We start from the raw sequence: 19,653 nt of genomic DNA, 5'->3' as shown, positions 1-19,653 counted from the left end.
CCAATGAATTGGAATGCGTGGTTCATGACGGATAGTGCCACCGTTGTGAATCCATGCGGTCCATGGTCATCGACAAACAGGGAACCCGAGCATGAGCAATGAGCGTCCGTGGCTGGCGAATTATCCGGCGGGCGTCCCCGCGCAGATCGATACGGGCCGCTACGCATCGGTGGTGGCCGTGGTGGAGGAAGCGTTCGCGCAATTCCGTCAGCGGCCGGCGTTCTCCAGTTTCGGCAAGCAGCTCAGCTACGGCCAGGTCGATGAGTTGAGCCGCCAGTTCGCCGGCTACCTCACCGGCGTCCTGAAGCTCGCCAAGGGTGATCGCGTCGCGATCATGATGCCCAACGTGCTGCAGTATCCAATCGTGCTGTTCGGTGCGCTGCGTGCGGGGTTGGTGGTGGTCAATACCAACCCGATGTACACCGCGCGCGAACTGAAACACCAGTTGGAAGACTCCGGCGCCAAGGCCATCGTGGTGCTGGACAACTTTGCGGCCACGCTGCAGCAGTCGCTGGCCGGCACGCAGATCGAGCACATTGTGACCACCGGCATCGGCGACATGCTCGGTTTCCCCAAGGGTGCGCTGATCAATTTCGTGCTCAAGCACGTCAAGAAGATGGTGCCGTCGTTCCGGTTGCCGCAGGCGGTGCGGTTCCGCGATGCACTGGCACGTGGCGCCACCCATCCGTTGCCCGCGGTGACACTCACGCGGGACGACCTGGCCTTCCTGCAATACACCGGAGGCACCACTGGCGTGGCCAAGGGCGCCATGCTGACCCACGGCAACATGGTGGCGAACATGTTGCAGGCCAGCGCGTGGATCGGCACCGAGCTGGTTACGCCGGGTGAGGAAGTCATCATCACCGCGCTGCCGCTGTACCACATCTTTTCGCTGACGGCGAACGGACTGGTGTTCATGAGCCTGGGCGGGTTGAACTGGCTGATCACCAACCCGCGCGACATGCCCGGCTTCGTCAAGGAGCTGAAAAAATCCCGGCCCACCGCGATCACCGGCGTCAACACACTGTTCAACGGCCTGCTCAACACGCCCGGTTTTGCCGAACTGGATTTCTCGCGCCTGCACCTGACCCTGGGCGGCGGCATGGCGGTGCAGCGGTCGGTGGCGGAGCGCTGGAAAAAAACCACCGGCTGCACCCTGGCCGAAGCCTACGGCCTCACGGAGACCTCGCCGGCGGTGTGCATCAACCCGCTGAACCTGGCCGCTTACAACGGCTCGATCGGCCTGCCGATCCCCTCCACCGACGTGGCGATATGGTCGGAAGACGGCCAGCCCCTGCCCATCGGCGAGATCGGCGAATTGATGGTGCGTGGCCCGCAGGTGATGAAGGGGTACTGGAACCGCCCCAACGAAACCGCCAATGTGCTGGATGCCGAAGGCTGGTTGCACACCGGCGACATCGCACGGATGGACGAGAGCGGCTACGTCTATATCGTCGACCGCAAGAAGGACATGATCCTGGTGTCCGGCTTCAACGTGTATCCAAACGAGGTCGAGGACACCGTGATGCAGCATCCCGGCGTGGCCGAGGTGGCGGCTGTTGGCCTGCCCGACGAGCATTCCGGCGAGGTGGTGAAACTGTTCGTGGTGCGCAAGGACCCGAACCTGACCATCGAGGCACTGAAGGCCTTCTGCCGCGAAAACCTCACCGGCTACAAGCGGCCCAAGCTGATCGAATTCCGCGATGCGTTGCCCAAGAGCAATGTGGGCAAGATCCTTCGCCGCGAGCTGCGCGACGAGCACAAGCCAACGCCGGCAAGCGCCAGCTGATCGGGTTCAGCGCCTGCGGACACGCAGGCGCGACCTCGTGGGTCGAGCGGACCTACTTCCAGTTCTCCAGGATGTCGGCATAGCCGCCCAGCAGATTCCATAGCGGTACCTGCTTGTCTTCGGGAATGTGGGTATAGGAAAAACCGATGTGGTGCTCGGATATACGCGCCACCTCCGCCTGCAGATGGATGTGCAGGTTGTGCCCGAAAATCATGTCGAGCACCCAACTCTGCCCCGGTTCGCCGACCCAGCCCAGCGGTCGGCGCAACAACGCCCCCGTCGCGGAGATATCAACCAGTTCGGTGGGGTGGGATTTGTCGCCGCGACACATCAACACGGTGGTCTCGATCTGCATTCGAGCCGGTCGCAATTGTTCGTATGGCGCGCCGGCGTCGTCTCGTTCGTTTTCGTCGATCATCAAAGATTCCTTCCACCCACGATGGCGTCTGGCACCACAAAGCATGTTCATTCGTTGCCACCCCGCATCCTTGACCAGGCAGCGCCAATGACATCCGGGGCTGCCGATATGCACCCCGCAACGGCAGCAGACAACCGTTTGCAGTGGGGCTCATGCGTGGTCAAGCAATCAACATGCCACGCCACGAAGCCACTGCGCCAGTGGTAGCGGTTGCAACGGACGGATCGCCTGATGATCCATTCCCGCTGGCGTACCCGTCCTGTCGGCAAGTGTGCACCCATTCCCGACCGTGATGCGCCCTGTCCCGTCGATGGATGCGGGGTTACCCGGAGCGTCACAGCGACCAATTGGGTCACATCACGCCCGGCTGCCGACATCCGGTCCTGGGCGGATCGCCCTGCCGCCGGAACGCGCCGGCATGAACGAAACCCCGCACGTGTATCCGATATAAGGCTGGACTTGTCCTGTGGCAGCCGTTACGCTTCGACCACGCGTGGTTCCCCGGCAACAGGCTTGCAGCGCATTGCGCTGGCGGGACAGTCAACCGGTGCTCGGGCAGACCGATAACGACCACCGACAAGCAACCAGCGAAACCGGGGCTCCACCATCTCTGGCTGACGTCATTGCCGCTGTGACGGCGGATTGCGACGCACCGCGGAGACGGTCAACCCACATGACCGAACCGCCATCGAGTGGCTTCGTCATGTCGGCAACGGCGCCAGGCAATCTTGCCGTTCGCCATTGACAGCTGAACCAGATGTAGCCGGGAATGACGCATTGAGGCGCGCTCCAAGTACGGACATTGCCGCGGGGCATCCCGGTAAATGGACGGGTTCCAATCACGTTGAACGCACTGCCAGCCGCTGAAGGCGGCCTTTACGACATGCATTGATGAGCACTGAGCCGGTCGAGCCCCAGAGCCTGGTAACCGCACCGCAGGATGCGTTCGCGTCGGTGCCGCAGCAGCAGGAAATGCCGCTGGCGATCGTGCGCGGCGAACCGATGCTGCAGATGCCGCAGGATCTGTACATCCCGCCGGACGCGCTCGAGGTGATCCTGGAGTCGTTCGAGGGGCCGCTGGACCTGCTGCTGTACCTGATCCGCCGGCAGAACCTGGACATCCTGGACATCCCGGTGGCCGAGATCACCCGGCAGTACATGAGCTACATCGAGCTGATGCGCGATGTGATGCGACTGGAACTGGCGGCGGAATACCTGCTGATGGCCGCGATCCTGGCCGAGATCAAGTCGCGGCTGCTGCTGCCGCGACCGCCGCTGGAAGAAGGGCTGGAAGAGGATCCGCGCGCCGAACTGGTGCGGCGCCTGCAGGAGTACGAACGGTTCAAGCGGGCCGCGGAAGACATCGAGGCGTTGCCGCGGGTCGAGCGCGACACCGTGGTGGTACATGCCGAAACGGGCGAGCGCAACGTGATCAGGTTGCCGCCGCCGCTGGAGCTGACCGAACTGCTGCTGGCCCTGAAAGACGTGATGCACCGGGCCGAACTGTTCGGGCACCACGCGATCAAGCGCGAGGCGCTCAGCGTAAGGCAGCGCATGGGCGAGTTGCTGAGCCGGCTGGACGACAACAGCTTTCATCGCTTCGAAAGCCTGTTCGACCCCGCCGAGGGGCGTCTGGGCATCGTGGTGACCTTCCTGTCGATGCTGGAGCTGGCCAAGGAAATGCTGGTGGAAATCGTGCAGGAGGCGCCGCTGGCACCGATCTACGTCAAGGCAAAGATCAGCCACGGCGAAGACCTCGCCGACCTGGCGGACGATTCCGGCCAGGCGGATACACCGGCACGCAACGACGCGTTCGGCGAATGAACGACATTTATTGAATCGGCATCCGACCCAAGGTTATGCAGATCGAGCAAATCAAACCCATCATCGAGGCCGCGCTGCTGGCCTCCAGCCAGCCGATGACCACCCATCAGCTCGGCGACCTGTTCAATGAAACCGATGAAGTCGGTCACGAACAGATCGCCCGCGCGCTGGAAGCACTGGCCGGCGATTGCGAAGGCCGTGGCGTCGAGTTGAAGGAGGTCGCCTCCGGCTTCCGCTACCAGGTGCGCCAGGACGTGCATCCATGGATCTCGCGGATGTGGACCGAGCGGCCCAGCCGCTACTCCCGCGCGATGCTGGAGACACTGGCCCTGATCGCTTACCGCCAGCCGATCACCCGCCCCGAGATCGAGCAGATCCGTGGCGTGGTGGTTTCCTCCAACATCATCAAGACGATGGAGGAGCGCGAGTGGATCCGCGTGGTCGGTTACCGCGACGTGCCTGGCAAGCCGGCGCTGTTCGGCACCACCCGCGCGTTCCTGGACTACTTCAACCTGAAATCGCTGGACCAGTTGCCGCCGCTGTCGGAAATCCGCGACATGGAAGACCCGCAGCTGCGCTTCGAACCCGAACCCCTGCCCGCCCGCGTCGAACGCGACCTGCCCATCGATCCGGACGACGCCGTGCCGGACGAAGCGGAAGCGGAAGACGACGCAAGCACCACCGACATCCAGGCAGCCGCCGACGACGCGGATGCCGATCACCACGAAACCGACAACGCGACCAGTGCTGACATGCCGGCCGCTTCACCCGAGTCCGACGAGACCGGCTCCGACACGAGCCCCGCCGTCGCCAACCCGATTGCCACTGCCGATGAGGCAGCGAACCCCGCCGCGGACGTCGAACCCGACGCCGCAAGCCAAGATTCCGAGGAGTACCGCGCATGACTGCGCCGCAAAAATCCGTCCTGTCCCTGAAGCGCGAACCGCGCGACGAAGCCGCCGCCCAACTGGAAGAGCGCCTGCACAAGGTGCTGGCCAACGCGGGCCTGGGCTCGCGCCGCACGCTCGAAGTGCGCATCCAGTCCGGCGAAGTCGAGCTCAACGGCACGCGTGCCGAAATCGGCACCAGCGTGCATGCCGGCGATCGCGTCACGCTCGACGGCAAGCAGTTCGTGGTGGCTACCGACAGCCGCGACGACACCGAAGTGCTGATCTACCACAAGCCCGAAGGCGTGCTGACCACGCGCGACGACCCCGAAGGCCGCCCCACCGTGTTCGAACAGCTGCCGCGCCTGAAGGGTGCGCGCTGGGTCGCCGTGGGCCGCCTGGACATCAACACCACCGGCCTGCTGCTGCTGACCACCGATGGCGAACTGGCCAACGCCCTGATGCACCCCAAGAGCGGCCTCGAGCGCGAATACCTGTGCCGCGTGCATGGCGAAGTGCCCGACGAGATCATCGAGCGGTTGAAGGCCGGCGTGGAGCTGGACGATGGCCCCGCCCGTTTCGACGAAATCGCCGTGATCAGCCGTGGCGGCAGCCACAGCTGGTTCCGCGTGGTGATCCGCGAGGGTCGCAACCGCGAAGTGCGCCGCCTGTGGGATTCGCAGGGCTTCCTGGTCAGCCGCCTCAAGCGCATCCGCTACGGCCAGATCGAACTGCCGCGCAACCTGCGCCGCGGCGACTGCGAGCCACTCGATGCCGAAGCGGTAAAAAAATTGCGCCAGACCACTGGCTTGGGCGCGCCGCAACCGGTGCTGACCCTGAGCCCGGTGCTGCACCAGCGCCGCGCCAACCGCAGCGTCACCGAATACCGCCCCGAGCGCGGCGCCGGCACCGCCTGGACCGGCGGCCAGGACGAAGCCCGCGAGATACGCGCGTTTGACCGCATCCGCGAAGAGCCCACCCGTGGCCGCAAGCCGCCGCGGCGCGACGGCAAGGAAGTCAACGGTAACGTGGCCCGCCCCGAGCGTGCCGGCGGCGCACGCAGCGGTGGCGCCGGCCGCGGCCGGCGCGTGGCGCCGGGCCAGGAACTGCCCTCGGTACGCACCTGGTTCGCCGGTGAAAGCCGCGACGGCGCGAACCGCGCTGGCGGCGCACCGCGCGGCAACACCGCCGGTGGCGCCGGCAATCGTCGCCCCGCGGGCGGCAAGCCGTTCGGCGCACGCGCCGGTGGCGAGAACCGCAGCGGCGGCAACCCGTATAGCGGCTTCGGCGGCGAATCGCGCGGCACCGGCGGTGGCAACGGCAATCGCGCCCCGGGCGCACGGCCGCAGGGTCAGGGCAATCGCGCGCACGGCAATCAGGCTGGCGGCGGTCGTCCGCAAGGCCAGGGTGGCAACCGTCCCCAAGGCGCCGGCCGACCGCAGGGTCAGGGTGGCAACCGTTCGCAGGGAGCCGGTCGTCCGCATGGACACGGCGGCGCCGCCGGTGGACGCCCGCCGGGTGGCCGTGGCGGCAATCGCTCGGGCAACCGCTGAGCCGGTCGCAAACTGATCGGAGCCACTAACGATGGTGCGTATCTACCACAACAACCGCTGCACCAAGTCCCGCGCCACGCTGGCCTTGCTGGAAGCGCGTGGCGACGACATCGAGGTCATCAACTACCTCGACAACCCGCCCACCGCGGCCGAGCTGGCCGTGTTGCTGAAGCAGTTGGGGATGACCGCCCGTGCGCTGTTGCGCACGGGTGAAGCGGAATACCAGACGCTGGGGCTGGCGGACGAATCACTCGACGAACCTGCCCTGATCGCAGCGATGGTGGCGCACCCGAAACTGATCGAGCGCCCGATCGTCGTCGCCAACGGCAAGGCCGCCATCGGCCGCCCGCCCGAGACGGTGCTGGCGATACTCTGAGCGCACTCCTGTAGGAGCGACTTCAGTCGCGACCCGGGGTAACGGCAAGACCAGGTCGCAGCTGAAGCCGCTCCTACAGGGGGTTATCCCCGTGCGGGGAACCAGGTATCAGTCGAGGTCCAGCGAAAACGCATCCGCATCCATCCATGCGGGAAAGCGCTCGCGGTGCGCCAGCAGCACCGCCGGGTCCAGCGTCACGGTGGCCACCTGTTCCTGCGCACCGAGCTCGATCAACGCCTCACCTACCGGATCAACCGCCACGCTGTCGCCGGCATACGGCAACTCGTTGCCGTCCACGCCGACGCGGTTCACGCCGATCACGTAGCTGAGGTTTTCGATCGCCCTGGCGCGCAGCAGCGTGCGCCACGGATGGCGTCGCGGTGCGGGCCAGTTCGCGACGAACAGCGCCAGATCGTAATCCATGCCGCCCTCCGCATCGGCCAGCCGGCGATTGCGCAGCCACACCGGAAAACGCAGGTCGTAGCAAACCTGCGGCAGGATGCGCCAGCCTTTCAGCGTCACGATCAGGCGCGCATTGCCGCCGCCGTAGCGGGTGTGTTCGCCAGCCATGCGGAACAGGTGGCGTTTGTCGTATTGCTGGAAACTGCCGTCGGGCTGCATCCACAGCAAACGGTTGTAAACCACGCCATCTTCCAGGATCGCCAGGCTGCCGCAGATCACCGCACCCACCTCGGCCGCCAGTGCACGCAGCCAGGCCACGCCCTCGCCCTGCATGGTTTCCGCGCTGGCGCGGGTGTCGTTGCTGAAGCCGGACAGGAAGGTTTCCGGCAGCACGATGAGGTCGCTGCCCCTGGCCTGGCGCACCAGCGCGCCGTAGTAGTCGCGATTGGCCGGTGCGTCGTGCCAGCGGGTGGCGCCCTGCACCAGCGAGACCTTCAACGGCTGCATGCTCACAGCCGGCACAGGCGTTCGGCGCCCGCCTCCATGGTGGCGTCGCTCTTGGCGAAACACAGCCGCAACAATCGCGTGCCGGGCGCGGTCTCGTAAAACGGCGTCAACGGAATCCCTGCCACGCCGCCCTGCTCCACCAGCCAGCGGCTGAAGGCCACATCGTCTTCATCGCGGATCGCCGAATAGTCGACCAGCTGGAAATAACCGCCCGGCACATCCAGCAGCTTGAAGCGCGACGGCGCCAGCAAGGCGCGGAACCGATCGCGCTTGGCCTGATAGAACGCCGGCAACTCCAGGTAATGCTCGGGGCTGCTGGCCATGAACTCGGCAAATGCCACCTGCGCCGGATGGAACGTGCAGAACGTGAGGTACTGATGCACCTTGCGGAACTCGGCCGACAACGCCGGCGGCGCGATCGCGTAACCGACCTTCCAGCCCGTGCAGTGGTAGGTCTTGCCGAACGAGGAGATCACAAAGCTGCGCTCGGCCAGCTCCGGATGGCGCAGCACGCTTTGGTGCTGCGCGCCGTCGTACACGATGTGCTCGTAGACCTCGTCGGACAACACCACGATGGACGTGTCGCGCACGATCGCCGCCAGCTCGTCCAGGTCGCCCGCCGACAGCACGGCGCCCGATGGGTTGTGCGGGCTGTTGACCAGGATCATGCGGGTTTTCGGCGTAATCGCGTCGCGCACGCGCTGCCAGTCGATCGAGAACGCCGGTACAGTCAGCGGGATGTGCACCGCGCGGGCGCCCTGCAAGTCGATCGCCGGCTCGTAGCTGTCGTAGGCCGGGTCAAACACGATCACCTCGTCGCCCGCGCGAACCACCGCCGCCATCGCCGCGAACAGGGCTTCGGTGGCGCCGGAGGTCACCGTGATCTCGCGGTCGACGTCGACCTTGCGGCCATACAACCGCTCGGTCTTCAGCGCGATCTGCTCGCGCAGGCCGGCGGTGCCGTGCATCGGCGCGTACTGGTTGCGGCCTTCATCCATGGCGCGCGCAAGCGCATCGCGCAGCGGCTGCGGTGGTTCGAAATCCGGAAAGCCCTGCCCCAGGTTCACCGCCTTGTGTTCCAGCGCCAGCTGGCTCATCACGGTAAAGATGGTGGTGCCGACTTTCGGAAGCTTGGTTTCGATCATGATGATTTGGCCGTCTGGATGCCTGAATCGGGAATGGGACATTATATCGACGCTGCCCTGCGCATTGGCGTGATCAGCGGCAGGCAGGCAGATCATCCAGCGGACGCTTCTTGCATTGCTCGTGCCTCAGCGAGGTGGTGGCCGGCAGTCGCTCGGCCAGGAAATCCACCAGTGCGCGCACGCCGGGCAGCATGCCGCGCCGGCTGGGATAGACAAAGTGCATGGTGCCGCCGGGAACGCTCCAGTCCGGCAGCACCACTTCCAGCTCGCCGCTGGCGATGGCCGGCGCGCAGACGGACTCCGGCAACAGCGCAACCCCCATGCCGCGGCGGGCGGCTTCCAGCAGCACGGCGAAATCGCCGGTGATCAGCCGCGCCTGCACTTCAACGACAGACTGCTTGCCGTCGGCATCGATCAGCTCCCACACCTGCGCGCCCTCGTGCTCGCGCATCGACAGCGCCGGCAAGCGGGCCAGCTCATCGGGTTGCGATGGGCGCCCCTGCGCGTCGAGCAGCGTGGGGCTGGCCACCAGTTTGGTCTGCGCCTGGCCGAAACTGCGCATGACCAGGTTGGCGTCGGTATCCAGCTTGGTGCGTACACGGATGGCCAGGTCGTAGCCCTCGCCGATCACGTCGACGCGGCGATCGCTGGACAACAGCCGTACCTGCATTTTCGGATACAGCGCCAGGAAATCCGGCAGCAGATACGCCAGCACCGTCTGCGTCAGCGATATCGGACAGCTCAGCCGCACCACGCCGCGCGGCTCCGCGCGCAACTCGTCCACGGCATCCTGCGCGGCCTGCGCCTCCTCCAGCACGGCGCGGCAATGCGCGTAGAAGCGCTCGCCCACCTCGGTGACCATGAAGCGTCGCGTGGTCCGCTGCAGCAGGCGCACGCCCAGCCGCTCCTCGAGCTGGGCCACGCGCTTGCTGAGGCGGGATTTCGGCACGCCCAGCGCCCGCCCGGCAGCGGAAAAGCCGCCGTGTTCGACCACGGCCGCAAAGAAATACAGGTCGTTGAGATCCTGCAGCGCACCCGTCAATACCGTCATGACTGTTTCCTTTTCAGAACGATAAGTCCGATAACTGCGGACTTATCGCCACATTGTTTCGAATATATCCTGATTTCGTCGCCGGTCTTCCGGCCCAAACAGGAAACCAGCCATGAAAATCGTCCATATCGATTCCAGCGCCCTCGGCAGCTACTCGGTGTCGCGCCAGCTCACCGCCGACATCGTAGCGGAGCTGAAGCAGGGCACGCCCGACGCCACCGTCAACTATCGCGACCTCGCGGCGCAACCGCTGACGCACTGGTCGCCGGTCGCCGACGCCAATGACCCCGCTGCCGTGGCGGGGAACGCGATGCTGGAAGAGTTTCTCGCCGCCGACGTGGTGGTGATTGGTGCGCCGATGTACAACTTCGGCATCCCCAGCCAGCTCAAGGCATGGCTCGACCGCGTGCTGGTCGCCGGCAAGACCTTCCGCTACACCGCGAACGGCCCCGAGGGCCTGGCCGGTGGCAAGCGGGTGATCGTGGCCTCCAGCCGCGGCGGCTTCTACGGCGAGGGGACCGGACGCACCGCCGTGGATTTCCAGGAACCCTACCTGCGGGCGGTATTCGGCTTCATCGGCATCGGCGAGATCGAAATCGTGCGGGCCGAAGGCGTGGCGGTGGGCGACGAACAGAAATCGGCAGCGCTGAAATCGGCGCAGGACGCGATCCACATGCTGGTGGCCGAAGCCGCCTGACGCGCCACACGACGCCAGCGGCAGCGGTCCGTGCGTCGATAACAACCACCGGTAGCGGCACGTCGCTCCCCACGGCGGCCGCATACCGGAACCGCCAAGCAAAGGCCAGCCTCACAAGCTGGCCTTTTGCGTGGCTGAAAGGCCATCCCCAGCGCTCCGGCCACCCCTGCCATCAGTCATATCCCGATTTCAGGCTCCGCCCATTGACGGCTCAAAACATGGTGTTATAGTTCACTACAACACCGGTCAACGAGTTCACTGAGGAGCACGCCATGAAATCGCAAAACCTCATCGCCAGCATCGCCGCTGCCCTGTTCACCTTCGCCACGCTGGGCGCGGTCACCTACAACGTCGATGTCCCGCCGGCACCTGCCGCCGCGACTCATCGGGCCGTCACCGACCTGCCCATGATCGTGGTCCACCCCACCGCCGCCGAGCGGCGCGAGGCCGCGCTGATCGACAGCGGCGACTTCATCGGCGCCGCCGCCGGCCATGGCGGCGGGCCGCACCTGAGCCTGGTCAGCTCGCAATTGGCCATGCCCTACTATTCGTTCGCCAATCAATTCGGCGGCATCAGCAAGGAATAAGCATGACCATCACCTGGAACGACAACGCGCCGATCTACCGCCAGCTGCAGCAACGCGTGGTGGCGATGATCCTGGACGGCGCCTTGAACGAGGGCGACCCGTTGCCGTCGGTACGCCAGGTGGCAGCGGATTACCAGATCAACCCGCTGACCGTCTCCAAGGCCTATCAGGAACTGGTCGATCAACAATTGGTGGAAAAACGGAGGGGCTTGGGCATGTTCGTCATCGAAGGCGCTCGCGAGGCGCTGCTGAAATCCGAGCGCGAGCGGTTTCTTCGCGAGGAGTGGCCCGTACTGTTCGCCCGGCTGCAGCGGCTGGGGCTGGATCTGAAGACTTTGCTGCGCGAAGCGAGCACCCACACGGAGCAACAATCATGAGTGCGGTCATCACGGCCAGCAGGCTGGGCAAGCGGTACAAATCCTCGGTGGCGCTGGATGACGTCAGCTTCCAGATCGAGCCCGGCCGCATCGTCGGCCTGATCGGCCCCAACGGCGCGGGCAAGACCACGGCGTTGAAGGCCATCCTCGGCCTCACCGATTTCACCGGCGAGTTGAACGTGCTGGGCTACGACCCGCGCAAGCAGCGCGACAAGTTGATGGGTGACGTGTGCTTCATCGCCGACGTGGCCGTGTTGCCACGCTGGATCAAGGTCAGCCAGGCGGTGGATTTCGTCGCCAACGTGCACCCGCGTTTCAACCGCAAGAAGTGCGAGGCCTTCCTGGCGCGCACCAAGCTGCAACCGAATCAGCGCGTGCGGCAGATGTCCAAGGGCATGATCGTGCAGTTGCACCTGGCGCTGGTGATGGCGATCGACGCACGCCTGCTGATCCTGGACGAACCCACCCTCGGCCTGGACATCCTCTATCGCAAGCAGTTCTACCAGAACCTGCTGGAGGACTATTTCGACGAGAACAAGACGATTATCGTAACGACCCATCAGGTGGAGGAAGTCGAGCACATCCTCACCGACCTGATGTTCATCCGTGACGGCAGGATCGTGCTGGACGCCGACATGGATGCGGTCGGCGAACGCTTCATCGAGGTGATGGTCAACGCCGACCAGGCCGACGCCGCCCGGGCCCTGAAACCCATCGACGAGCGCCAGGTTTTCGGCAAGAGCATTTTTCTGTTCGACGGCGCGAGCCGCGCGACGCTGGAGCCGCTGGGCGAAACCCGCCGCCCCTCCGTCAGCGACTTGTTCGTGGCCACCATGAAGGGAACCTACGCATGAACAACCAGACGTTGAAAGACCTGTACTGGCTGGTGAAACGCGAATTCTGGGAGCACCGTGGCGGGTTCTTCTGGGCACCGGTCATCACCGGCGGCATCTTTCTGCTGCTCAACATCATGGGCATCATCACCGCCGAAGTCCTGGGCGCCCGCAACGGCATCAACTTCGGCGCCAGCGGCGGCCTGCAGCAGGTCATCGCCGAAATGGATGCCGGCGACCTGAGCAAGGTCGGGTTTGCGCTGGACATCGCGATGTATTCGGCCATGGGCCTGCTGGTGGTGGTGCTGGGTTTCGTGGTGTTTTTCTACTGCCTCGGCGCGCTGTACGACGACCGCCGTGACCGCAGCATCCTGTTCTGGAAATCACTGCCGGTGTCAGACACCAGCACCGTGCTATCCAAGGTCATCAGCGCCACCGTGCTGGCACCGGTCATCGCCGTGGTCGTGGGCATCATCGTGGGCATGCTGCAGCTGCTGATACTTGCGGTCACCCTGTCCTTCCACGGCGTCAACGTGTGGCAGTTGCTGCTGCTGGCCCATCCATTCCGGGTGATGTTCAACCTGATCGGCTACATCCCGCTGTATGCGCTGTGGGCGGCACCGGCCGTCGGCTGGCTGCTGATCTGCTCCGCCTGGTCCCGCAGCAAGCCCTTCCTGTGGGCGGTGGCACTGCCGGTGGGCGTGGGTCTGCTGGTGACCTGGTTCGGCATCATGGGGCTTTTCAACCTGCCCACCGCCTGGTTCTGGAAAAACATCGTGCAGCGCGCCCTGCTGAGCGTGTTCCCCGGCACCGGCAGCATGTTCGGCGACAGCATGATCCATATCTCGGGCAACACGGGAACGGACGTCCTGGACTTGGCGCAGACCTGGCACCTGGCCGCCTCACCCAGCCTGTGGATCGGCGTGGTTGCCGGCGTGGTCCTGCTGGCCGGCGCCATCTGGTTCCGCCGCTGGCGCGACGACGCCTGAGCTCGGTGACGGACGGGTCGCCCGGCCCGTCCGTTACACAAACATTCGCCCGGTCCATTCTCGGACATTGGCCAACACCACGACTTGCCCTGCCCGAATTCGCTTTGCGATTTCGCCGGCCCACTGCGCCCCAAGGATCACCATGAAATCGCTCCATGCCACCCTGTTCGCGCTCTTCACGCTCGTCGCCATACCGCTCGCATCGTCGGCGCATGGTGTCGGCGCAGCCACGCCGCCGACACGCACCGTATTGCTGGTTGGCGACAGCCTGAGTTCCGCGCATCGCACCCCCGCCGAGGCGGGCTGGGTCAATCTGCTGCAGCAACGCGTCAGCGCCGCCAGCACCACGGCGCCGAAGATCATCAACGCCAGCCGCGGCGGCAAGACACTGACCGATGCCCTGAAGGAACTCCCCGGGTTGATCGCCGCCCACCACCCGCGGCTGGTCATCCTGGAGCTTGGTGCCAACGACGCCATCCTCGGTGCAAGCCGGCAGCAACTGGAAACCGACATGACACGCCTTATCGACATGGCGCAGGCGTCGGGGGCAAAGGTTGCCGTGCTGGGCTTCCGGATTCCGCCCAAGCTGGACAAGGACCATTGCGCGGACATGCTGGCCGGCGTCTATCAGCGGATACAGCACGACAAGCAGATCGTGCTGCTGCCCTCGTTGATGGCCGGCATTTCCGACCAGCCCGCCCTGTTGCTGGACGACGGCGTGCATCCCGGCGTCGACGCGCAGAAACTGCTGCTCGACAACACATGGGCCACGCTGCGCCCGTTGCTGCTCAACTGATCCCGTGATCGACTTCGACCAAGGAGCACATCCATGAAACCGTTCTCTTACCGCGCCCTCGCACTGGTTCTGCTGCTGCCGCTGGCCGCATGCAGTCAGGCCCCTGATTCCCAGCCCGCGTCGACCGGGCAAACAACACCAGCGAGCAAGAACGGTGAAACTGCGCCGCGCTCGTTGCTCGCCAGAGGGATCGACAAGGCCATGCAGGAAGCCAAGAAGGATCTTGTCACCAAGAACATCGAACTGGACCATGTCCACTTCAGCAACGACGACAGCAACGACGACAACGACAAGCGACCAAAAGCCGAGATCACCCCGCAGGGCGATCTGTTGATCACCGGCAAGAAGGTCGACGCCACACCGGCACAGCGCGCCTTGCTGCTGGACTACCGCCAGCAGATCGTGGGCATCGCCTCCGCCGGCATGGACATCGGTACGCAGGGCGCGGACCTGGGCATGCAGGCCGCCAAGACCGCGATGATGGGCGCCTTCAGCGGCAAGAGCGACAAGCAGATCGAGGCCGCCATCAAGCCGCAGACCGACAAGATCGAGGCCGCCGCCCGCCAGCTTTGCCAGCAGCGCATGCCGGCCCTGCTGGCCAGCCAGCAGAAACTGGCCGTCGCCATGCCGCAGTTCCAGCCGTACGCCACGATGGAACAGAAGGACATCGACGACTGCGCCAAGGACATGACCGACGAGGATGGCAAGCACGGCTTTGCCGTGTTCTCCGACTGACGAGCAACACGACACCCTCATCGGAATCCATGATTTCGGAACAAGGTGATCCAGCCTGCGCAAGCACACTACGACGTAGCCAACTTGGTGGCGCGGCTGGCCCGACAATTCATTAAAAGGCGGATGGCTGCTCCGCCGGTCACCCCATGTGCTGGAGGTGGCAACCGGAGGTAACGTCAATGTCGCGTCGTGGATTGTTTCTATCGATTCTTGCCGTACCGGGCCTTGCCATGGCCCAGCAGACACTTCCCTTCCACCTTCACGACAACCTGGTCAGCGTCCAGGCGACGATCAACGGGAAGACTGTCAATGCGGTCCTGGACAGTGGCTCCGGGGCCATGATCGTCAGTAAATCGCTCGCCACCGAGCTCGGGCTGCAGTTGGGGCATTCACCGCTGCAGGCGTCCGGTGGGGGCACAGGTAACCAAAGCCTTTTTCCCGTGAAGCTGAAGAACGTCGAATTCGATGCGCTGGCCCTGCACGACGTACCGGGCTACGCCATCGACCTCGGCTCAATATCGTCTTCATCGGGCCTCAGGATCGACGCCCTTCTGGGATACCCGTTTTTCGAAAATCACGTCGTTCGCGTGAATTACGCTGAGTCAACCGTATCCATCTACCCCGAAAACGATCCCCCGGGCTGCCCCAACCCGATTTCCTTCGAGCTCATACACAACGTCCCTGTTGTGACAGCGACGGTCAAGAGCCAGGCGACTTCAGCACCAGAGACTGTGCATCTCGTCATCGATCTGGGAAGCCGGAATCACAACTACCTTGGAACCGCTTTCCTGCAATCCAACGCCGGCAAGGCGCTTTACACCAATGGCCACAAGCAAGCGGTCGGCGAAGGCACGGGTGGACGCGCCATGGGTGTGGTTTCTGAATTCGCAGAGCTGAGTGTCGGCACACAGCACTTTCACAACGTCAAATTTGCCCTGACCGAACAAGTAAAAGCCTTCAACCTGGAACAGGTGGATGGGTCCCTGGGAGTCCCTTTGTGGGCGGGTGGGATAATCACGTTCAATTATCCCAAACAGCAGATCTGCATCCAGGCACCGCGCAAGTCATCGTGAGCATTCGCTCAGGGAGCCACCCATGAAAGCAACCATCCACCTGCTTCTTGCCGCCACGATGGCGGCCTCACTCACTGCCTGCCACGCGCCCCAGACCGCCATCGCCACGGGAAACGGCGCTATCTTGCTGTACGGGGACACGATTACCCTGCGCGTCATCGATACGCCGAAAGCCACGATCAGTGCCGATGGTGCGTTCGCGATCGACGGCAAGACGGTGACGGTCACGCCTGCCGAACGCAGCCTGCTGGTCAACTACAACCGCAACGTGCGGAACGTGCACGAAACCGGCCTTGCCATGGGCAAGACCGGTTTCAAGATGACGACCAAGGCAATCGAGAACAAACTCTCAGCCACACCGGATCTGGCGGACAAGGCCGCCGAGGCCAGCAACCTGAAGACATTGAGCTTGGGCATCTGCAAAGCAGAGGTCGCGATCAAGGTCGCGCAGGACCAGCTTGCCGCACAAATGGCGGCCTTCAAGCCCTACGCCGCCATCATCAGCACTTCCGATGTGAAGAGCTGCGACAACGGCACCAAGTATTGATGCACCCGCCTTGGCCACACGCTGGATGGCTCATCCCTCGTGGATACCACCACGGGTTAGCGTCATCGGATCGAGCAGTTTCTTCAACTCGTCCTTCGACAAACCGGTGGTTTCCAGCGCCACGTCCATGATCGGGCGATGCTGCTTGTACGCCTGCTTGGCGGTCTACGCGTCCTACCCCTAGCTGATCACCGGATCGACCTTGCCGGCATGATTGACGAGCCCGACTGAAGCAGCGCGGCCGAGGCCTGTCAACTTGACGGCTCAGCGGCCTGCGTTCACCAAGGCGACCCTCGCCGTGGTGCTCGATGTGCGCAGCAAACTCGCCTTCGACGAGTTTCGTGTCGCGAACATCCTGGCGGCTCCATGAAGGCATGCATTCCAATTTCGATCGGAGATGCTGCCGCAACGCGCCGGCACCGTTTGACGCAAACGCACAAACAAAACTATCGGTTCAATTGGGCAATTTCACAATTGTCATATTATTTTATTAAAAGCCAGAATAATTCCCGACATAGACAGGTACGCCTTTGCTGGCATGTGTCCGCTTGCGAGGCGTCCGACGAGGAGCCCAGCTTGGCCCTTTTCGCAACCACATCAAGGTGTTATTTGCGCAAGACGCCGGTTGAACCAAACAACCGTTGAATAGGGATCAAATGAATCAGCTTGCGAGCACAACATCCGACCAGCGGCGCTGGCCGAACCCGCGACTGGGTCGCATCTCGGCCGCGATTGCCATCGCTCTGGCCCTGGCCCATGTGCCAGTACATGCGGAAACATCGGCAGTCGCCGGCCAGGACAGCACGCAGCAGCAGACCGCCGACGCGTCGCCGTCGAATACAACTATTTTGATTTGGCGAGCAAGGGCAAGCCGTCGGCCTCCTTCCTGTACAGCAACCGCTGGAACACCGACGTCGGTGAATTTGGTGTGCTGGTCGATGTGGCCTACCAGAAACACGCTTACCGCCGCGACGAAATCAGCACCGAGCCGTTCTACGAGATCCAGGCCAGCCCCGATTCCGCACAGACCAACTACCCGGGCTACGACGGGAAAACACTGTATGTACCGCATGGCGGTGATATCGGCCAAGCCGGCGGGGACAGGCGTCGGCTGGGAACCGTGGTGGCATTGCAGTGGCGCCCGAACGACGATGTCGAGCTGTACGCACAGGGATTCCGATCTGCCTACAAATTCCTGACGCACGCCACCTCGTACGCCGTCTATACCGGCGATTCGCCGATCATTCCCGATGCAAGCCAGCCCTTCAGTTTTGATCCGAACGGCAACTTCCTCAGCGGCACGTTCAATGGCACAGGCGACGGCAACGGCGGCGTGACCGATGGCGTTGGTGTGGACTCCAATGCATCACTGACCCAGCGCTATTCGGTGACCACCGACCTGTCGCTTGGCGGCAGCTGGAACGTGACCAACAACCTGACCTTGACCACTGACCTGCAGTACACCAAGGCCACCACCAAAGAAACCAATGTCATCCTCGACATGGGTACCAGAACGCCTTATCTGTTTCAGGACATCAGTGGCCGGACGCCGACGCTGCAGGTACCGGCCGGTTACACCACCAATCCCGCCAACAACACCTACAGCTGGCTACTGGACAACAAGGACCGCAGTACCGGCAACGAATTCGCCTGGCGGGCGGATGCCGAGTACACGCTCGGTGGCGACTTCTTTCGGTCGATCAAGGCCGGTGTGCGCACGACCAATCGCCGGGCAGTCACCGACAGCACCAATTACAGCCATTTCGTGACGTTGGGTCAGCCGCTGTCGGACTATCCCGATTCGACCTGGGTCACCACGAGCTACGGCAATTTCTTCCGCGGCGAATCGAACACGTTCGGCAGCATCCTTTCACCGAATCCGGCCGAGCTGGCGGACTACCCCGATTCGCTGCCCACGTACGGCATCAACAGCCTGCTCCAGTACACGCCGTCAGGACGCAACAATCAGGGCGAGAAGACCTATGCAGCCTACGGCGTCCTGCGCTTCGGCTGGGACATGGGCAATATTCCCGTCGATGGCAACGTCGGCATGCGTGCGGTCCAGACCAAGGTCGACTCATCGGGATTCCGCAACGAGCCAGGCAACTCCGGCAGGCTGCTCCCCCTTGACGTCAGCCAGAGCTACAACTCCTACCTTCCCAGCCTCAACCTGAGCGTACATCTGACCCCCGATCTGCAGTGGCGCCTGGCGGCCTCCAAGGCCATATCGCGACCCAATTTCAGCGACATGAATCCCAACCTGTCGCTGAACGTCGCCGACGCCAACAGTGCCACCCCGTCCTACACCGGCGCGGCGGGCAATCCCAACCTCAAGCCGATGACTGCCAAACAGTACGACACATCGCTTGAGTGGTACTACGGCAGAGGAAGCCTCCTGTACGGCGATCTGTTTTACAAGAACGTGAGCGGCTTCATCGCCAACACGGTCTTCAACGAGTCCTACGATAGTCATGCCTATCAGGTGTCGCGACCGGTCAACGGCGGCGACGGCATCATCAAGGGCGCCGAGATCGGCTGGCAGACTTTCTTCGACTTCCTGCCGGCACCCTTTGATGGACTCGGGCTGCAGACCAACTACACCTACGTCTACAGCGCGGCGCCCAGCCCGGGGGCGACGGACACCTCCGGCAACACGCTGACGGTACCGCTCGAAGGCCTGTCCAAGAACAGCTACAACGTGATCGCCATGTACGAGAAAGGTCCCTTCCAGGCACGTATTGCCTACAACTGGCGCAGCCTGTGGGTGATTACCACGCAAGGCGTCGGCTCGGGCAACCTGCCGGAGTACAACAAGGCCTACGGCCAGGTCGACGTCTCGGCGACCTACGAGATCAACGATCATTTCCAGCTCACCGCATCGGCGGTCAACCTGGCCAATGCCCATACCGATATCCAGTCCGGACTCCATGGGCGGCCGCGCCATCTTCAGATCGACGACCGGCAGTTCACGCTGAAGGCCCAGTTGAGCTTTTGAATGCCGGGGCCGATGCCGTGTGCTTTCCCCCTTCTACACACAGTCTCGGCCTCGGCCCCTATACGTCATGTG

General features: G+C 63.8%; 19 protein-coding genes and 1 pseudogene. 15 read left to right on the top strand and 5 right to left on the bottom strand.

The window, feature by feature from the left end; translation table 11 throughout:
• Positions 1–91 precede the first annotated feature (91 nt).
• Positions 92–1,789 (top strand): AMP-binding protein, encoded by a 1,698-nt coding sequence (locus tag ACFPK0_RS06685; protein ID WP_377339260.1) that lies wholly within the window; start codon positions 92–94, stop codon positions 1,787–1,789.
• A gap of 52 nt (positions 1,790–1,841) precedes the next feature.
• On the opposite strand, the gene ACFPK0_RS06680 is transcribed toward ACFPK0_RS06685, so the two are convergent.
• Positions 1,842–2,207 carry a PilZ domain-containing protein gene (locus ACFPK0_RS06680; RefSeq protein WP_200946322.1) on the bottom strand — a complete coding sequence of 122 codons (366 nt, stop codon included), beginning with the start codon at positions 2,205–2,207 and terminating at the stop codon, positions 1,842–1,844.
• An 891-nt stretch (positions 2,208–3,098) separates the two neighbouring features.
• On the opposite strand from ACFPK0_RS06680, the gene ACFPK0_RS06675 reads away from it, so the two are divergent.
• From ACFPK0_RS06675 to arsC, 4 genes are read left to right on the top strand one after another with little or no spacing between them, the layout of a single operon-like run.
• Complete coding sequence (locus tag ACFPK0_RS06675; RefSeq protein ID WP_056080049.1) at positions 3,099–4,031, top strand: segregation and condensation protein A; 933 nt, start codon at positions 3,099–3,101, stop codon at positions 4,029–4,031.
• Between the two features lie 35 nt (positions 4,032–4,066).
• On the top strand, positions 4,067–4,936 hold the full coding sequence (gene scpB, locus ACFPK0_RS06670) for an SMC-Scp complex subunit ScpB (RefSeq protein ID WP_056080052.1): 870 nt from the start codon (positions 4,067–4,069) through the stop codon (positions 4,934–4,936).
• Positions 4,933–6,471 (top strand): pseudouridine synthase, encoded by a 1,539-nt coding sequence (locus ACFPK0_RS06665; protein WP_056080055.1) that lies wholly within the window; start codon positions 4,933–4,935, stop codon positions 6,469–6,471. The genes scpB and ACFPK0_RS06665 overlap by 4 nt, the downstream gene beginning before the upstream one ends.
• Positions 6,472–6,502: 31 nt before the next feature.
• On the top strand, positions 6,503–6,847 hold the full coding sequence (arsC, locus tag ACFPK0_RS06660) for an arsenate reductase (glutaredoxin) (RefSeq protein ID WP_056080058.1): 345 nt from the start codon (positions 6,503–6,505) through the stop codon (positions 6,845–6,847).
• Between the two features lie 108 nt (positions 6,848–6,955).
• On the opposite strand, the gene ACFPK0_RS06655 is transcribed toward arsC, so the two are convergent.
• The 3 genes from ACFPK0_RS06655 to ACFPK0_RS06645 all read right to left on the bottom strand — a co-directional run bounded on the left by ACFPK0_RS06655 (position 6,956) and on the right by ACFPK0_RS06645 (position 9,952).
• On the bottom strand, positions 6,956–7,756 hold the full coding sequence (locus tag ACFPK0_RS06655; RefSeq protein ID WP_377339255.1) for an amidohydrolase: 801 nt from the start codon (positions 7,754–7,756) through the stop codon (positions 6,956–6,958).
• Between the two features lie 2 nt (positions 7,757–7,758).
• Positions 7,759–8,901, bottom strand: a complete 1,143-nt coding sequence (locus ACFPK0_RS06650) for a pyridoxal phosphate-dependent aminotransferase (RefSeq protein WP_056080064.1) — start codon at positions 8,899–8,901, stop codon at positions 7,759–7,761.
• 73 nt (positions 8,902–8,974) lie between these two features.
• Positions 8,975–9,952 carry a LysR substrate-binding domain-containing protein gene (locus ACFPK0_RS06645; RefSeq protein ID WP_056080067.1) on the bottom strand — a complete coding sequence of 326 codons (978 nt, stop codon included), beginning with the start codon at positions 9,950–9,952 and terminating at the stop codon, positions 8,975–8,977.
• A gap of 112 nt (positions 9,953–10,064) precedes the next feature.
• Between ACFPK0_RS06645 and ACFPK0_RS06640 the strand changes: the two genes are divergently transcribed.
• The 9 genes from ACFPK0_RS06640 to ACFPK0_RS06600 all read left to right on the top strand — a co-directional run bounded on the left by ACFPK0_RS06640 (position 10,065) and on the right by ACFPK0_RS06600 (position 16,586).
• Entirely contained in the window at positions 10,065–10,649 is a 585-nt protein-coding gene (locus ACFPK0_RS06640) for an FMN-dependent NADH-azoreductase (RefSeq protein WP_056080070.1), read from the top strand.
• Between the two features lie 272 nt (positions 10,650–10,921).
• A complete protein-coding gene (locus tag ACFPK0_RS06635; protein WP_377339252.1) occupies positions 10,922–11,236 on the top strand; it encodes a hypothetical protein in 315 nt (104 codons plus the stop codon).
• A gap of 2 nt (positions 11,237–11,238) precedes the next feature.
• A complete protein-coding gene (locus tag ACFPK0_RS06630; RefSeq protein ID WP_056080076.1) occupies positions 11,239–11,613 on the top strand; it encodes a GntR family transcriptional regulator in 375 nt (124 codons plus the stop codon).
• The gene (locus tag ACFPK0_RS06625) at positions 11,610–12,467 is read left to right on the top strand and encodes an ABC transporter ATP-binding protein (protein WP_056080079.1); all 858 of its coding nucleotides are present in this window, start codon (positions 11,610–11,612) and stop codon (positions 12,465–12,467) included. Before ACFPK0_RS06630 ends, ACFPK0_RS06625 begins: the two co-directional genes overlap by 4 nt.
• A complete protein-coding gene (locus ACFPK0_RS06620; RefSeq protein ID WP_377339249.1) occupies positions 12,464–13,435 on the top strand; it encodes a hypothetical protein in 972 nt (323 codons plus the stop codon). The genes ACFPK0_RS06625 and ACFPK0_RS06620 overlap by 4 nt, the downstream gene beginning before the upstream one ends.
• A gap of 142 nt (positions 13,436–13,577) precedes the next feature.
• Positions 13,578–14,231 carry a GDSL-type esterase/lipase family protein gene (locus ACFPK0_RS06615; RefSeq protein ID WP_377339247.1) on the top strand — a complete coding sequence of 218 codons (654 nt, stop codon included), beginning with the start codon at positions 13,578–13,580 and terminating at the stop codon, positions 14,229–14,231.
• Positions 14,232–14,264: 33 nt separating this feature from the next.
• Positions 14,265–14,966: a YggN family protein gene (locus ACFPK0_RS06610; RefSeq protein WP_377339244.1), complete on the top strand. Its 702-nt coding sequence runs from the start codon at positions 14,265–14,267 to the stop codon at positions 14,964–14,966.
• Between the two features lie 179 nt (positions 14,967–15,145).
• Positions 15,146–16,039 carry a retropepsin-like aspartic protease gene (locus tag ACFPK0_RS06605; protein WP_377339242.1) on the top strand — a complete coding sequence of 298 codons (894 nt, stop codon included), beginning with the start codon at positions 15,146–15,148 and terminating at the stop codon, positions 16,037–16,039.
• Between the two features lie 22 nt (positions 16,040–16,061).
• Positions 16,062–16,586 carry a hypothetical protein gene (locus tag ACFPK0_RS06600; RefSeq protein ID WP_377339240.1) on the top strand — a complete coding sequence of 175 codons (525 nt, stop codon included), beginning with the start codon at positions 16,062–16,064 and terminating at the stop codon, positions 16,584–16,586.
• 30 nt (positions 16,587–16,616) lie between these two features.
• On the opposite strand, the pseudogene ACFPK0_RS06595 reads toward ACFPK0_RS06600, so the two are convergent.
• Positions 16,617–16,751, bottom strand: a pseudogene (locus tag ACFPK0_RS06595) (hypothetical protein); the annotation flags it as partial.
• A gap of 514 nt (positions 16,752–17,265) precedes the next feature.
• Between ACFPK0_RS06595 and ACFPK0_RS06590 the strand changes: the two are divergent.
• Positions 17,266–19,581, top strand: a complete 2,316-nt coding sequence (locus ACFPK0_RS06590) for a TonB-dependent receptor (protein WP_377340289.1) — start codon at positions 17,266–17,268, stop codon at positions 19,579–19,581.
• Positions 19,582–19,653: the final 72 nt, after the last annotated feature.

Source organism: Rhodanobacter ginsenosidimutans (genome assembly GCF_042655685.1).
In the GTDB taxonomy this organism is placed as follows: Bacteria; Pseudomonadota; Gammaproteobacteria; order Xanthomonadales; family Rhodanobacteraceae; genus Rhodanobacter; species Rhodanobacter ginsenosidimutans.
Note: the sequence above shows the minus strand (reverse complement) of the source record. Positions and strands in the feature narration are given on the sequence as shown.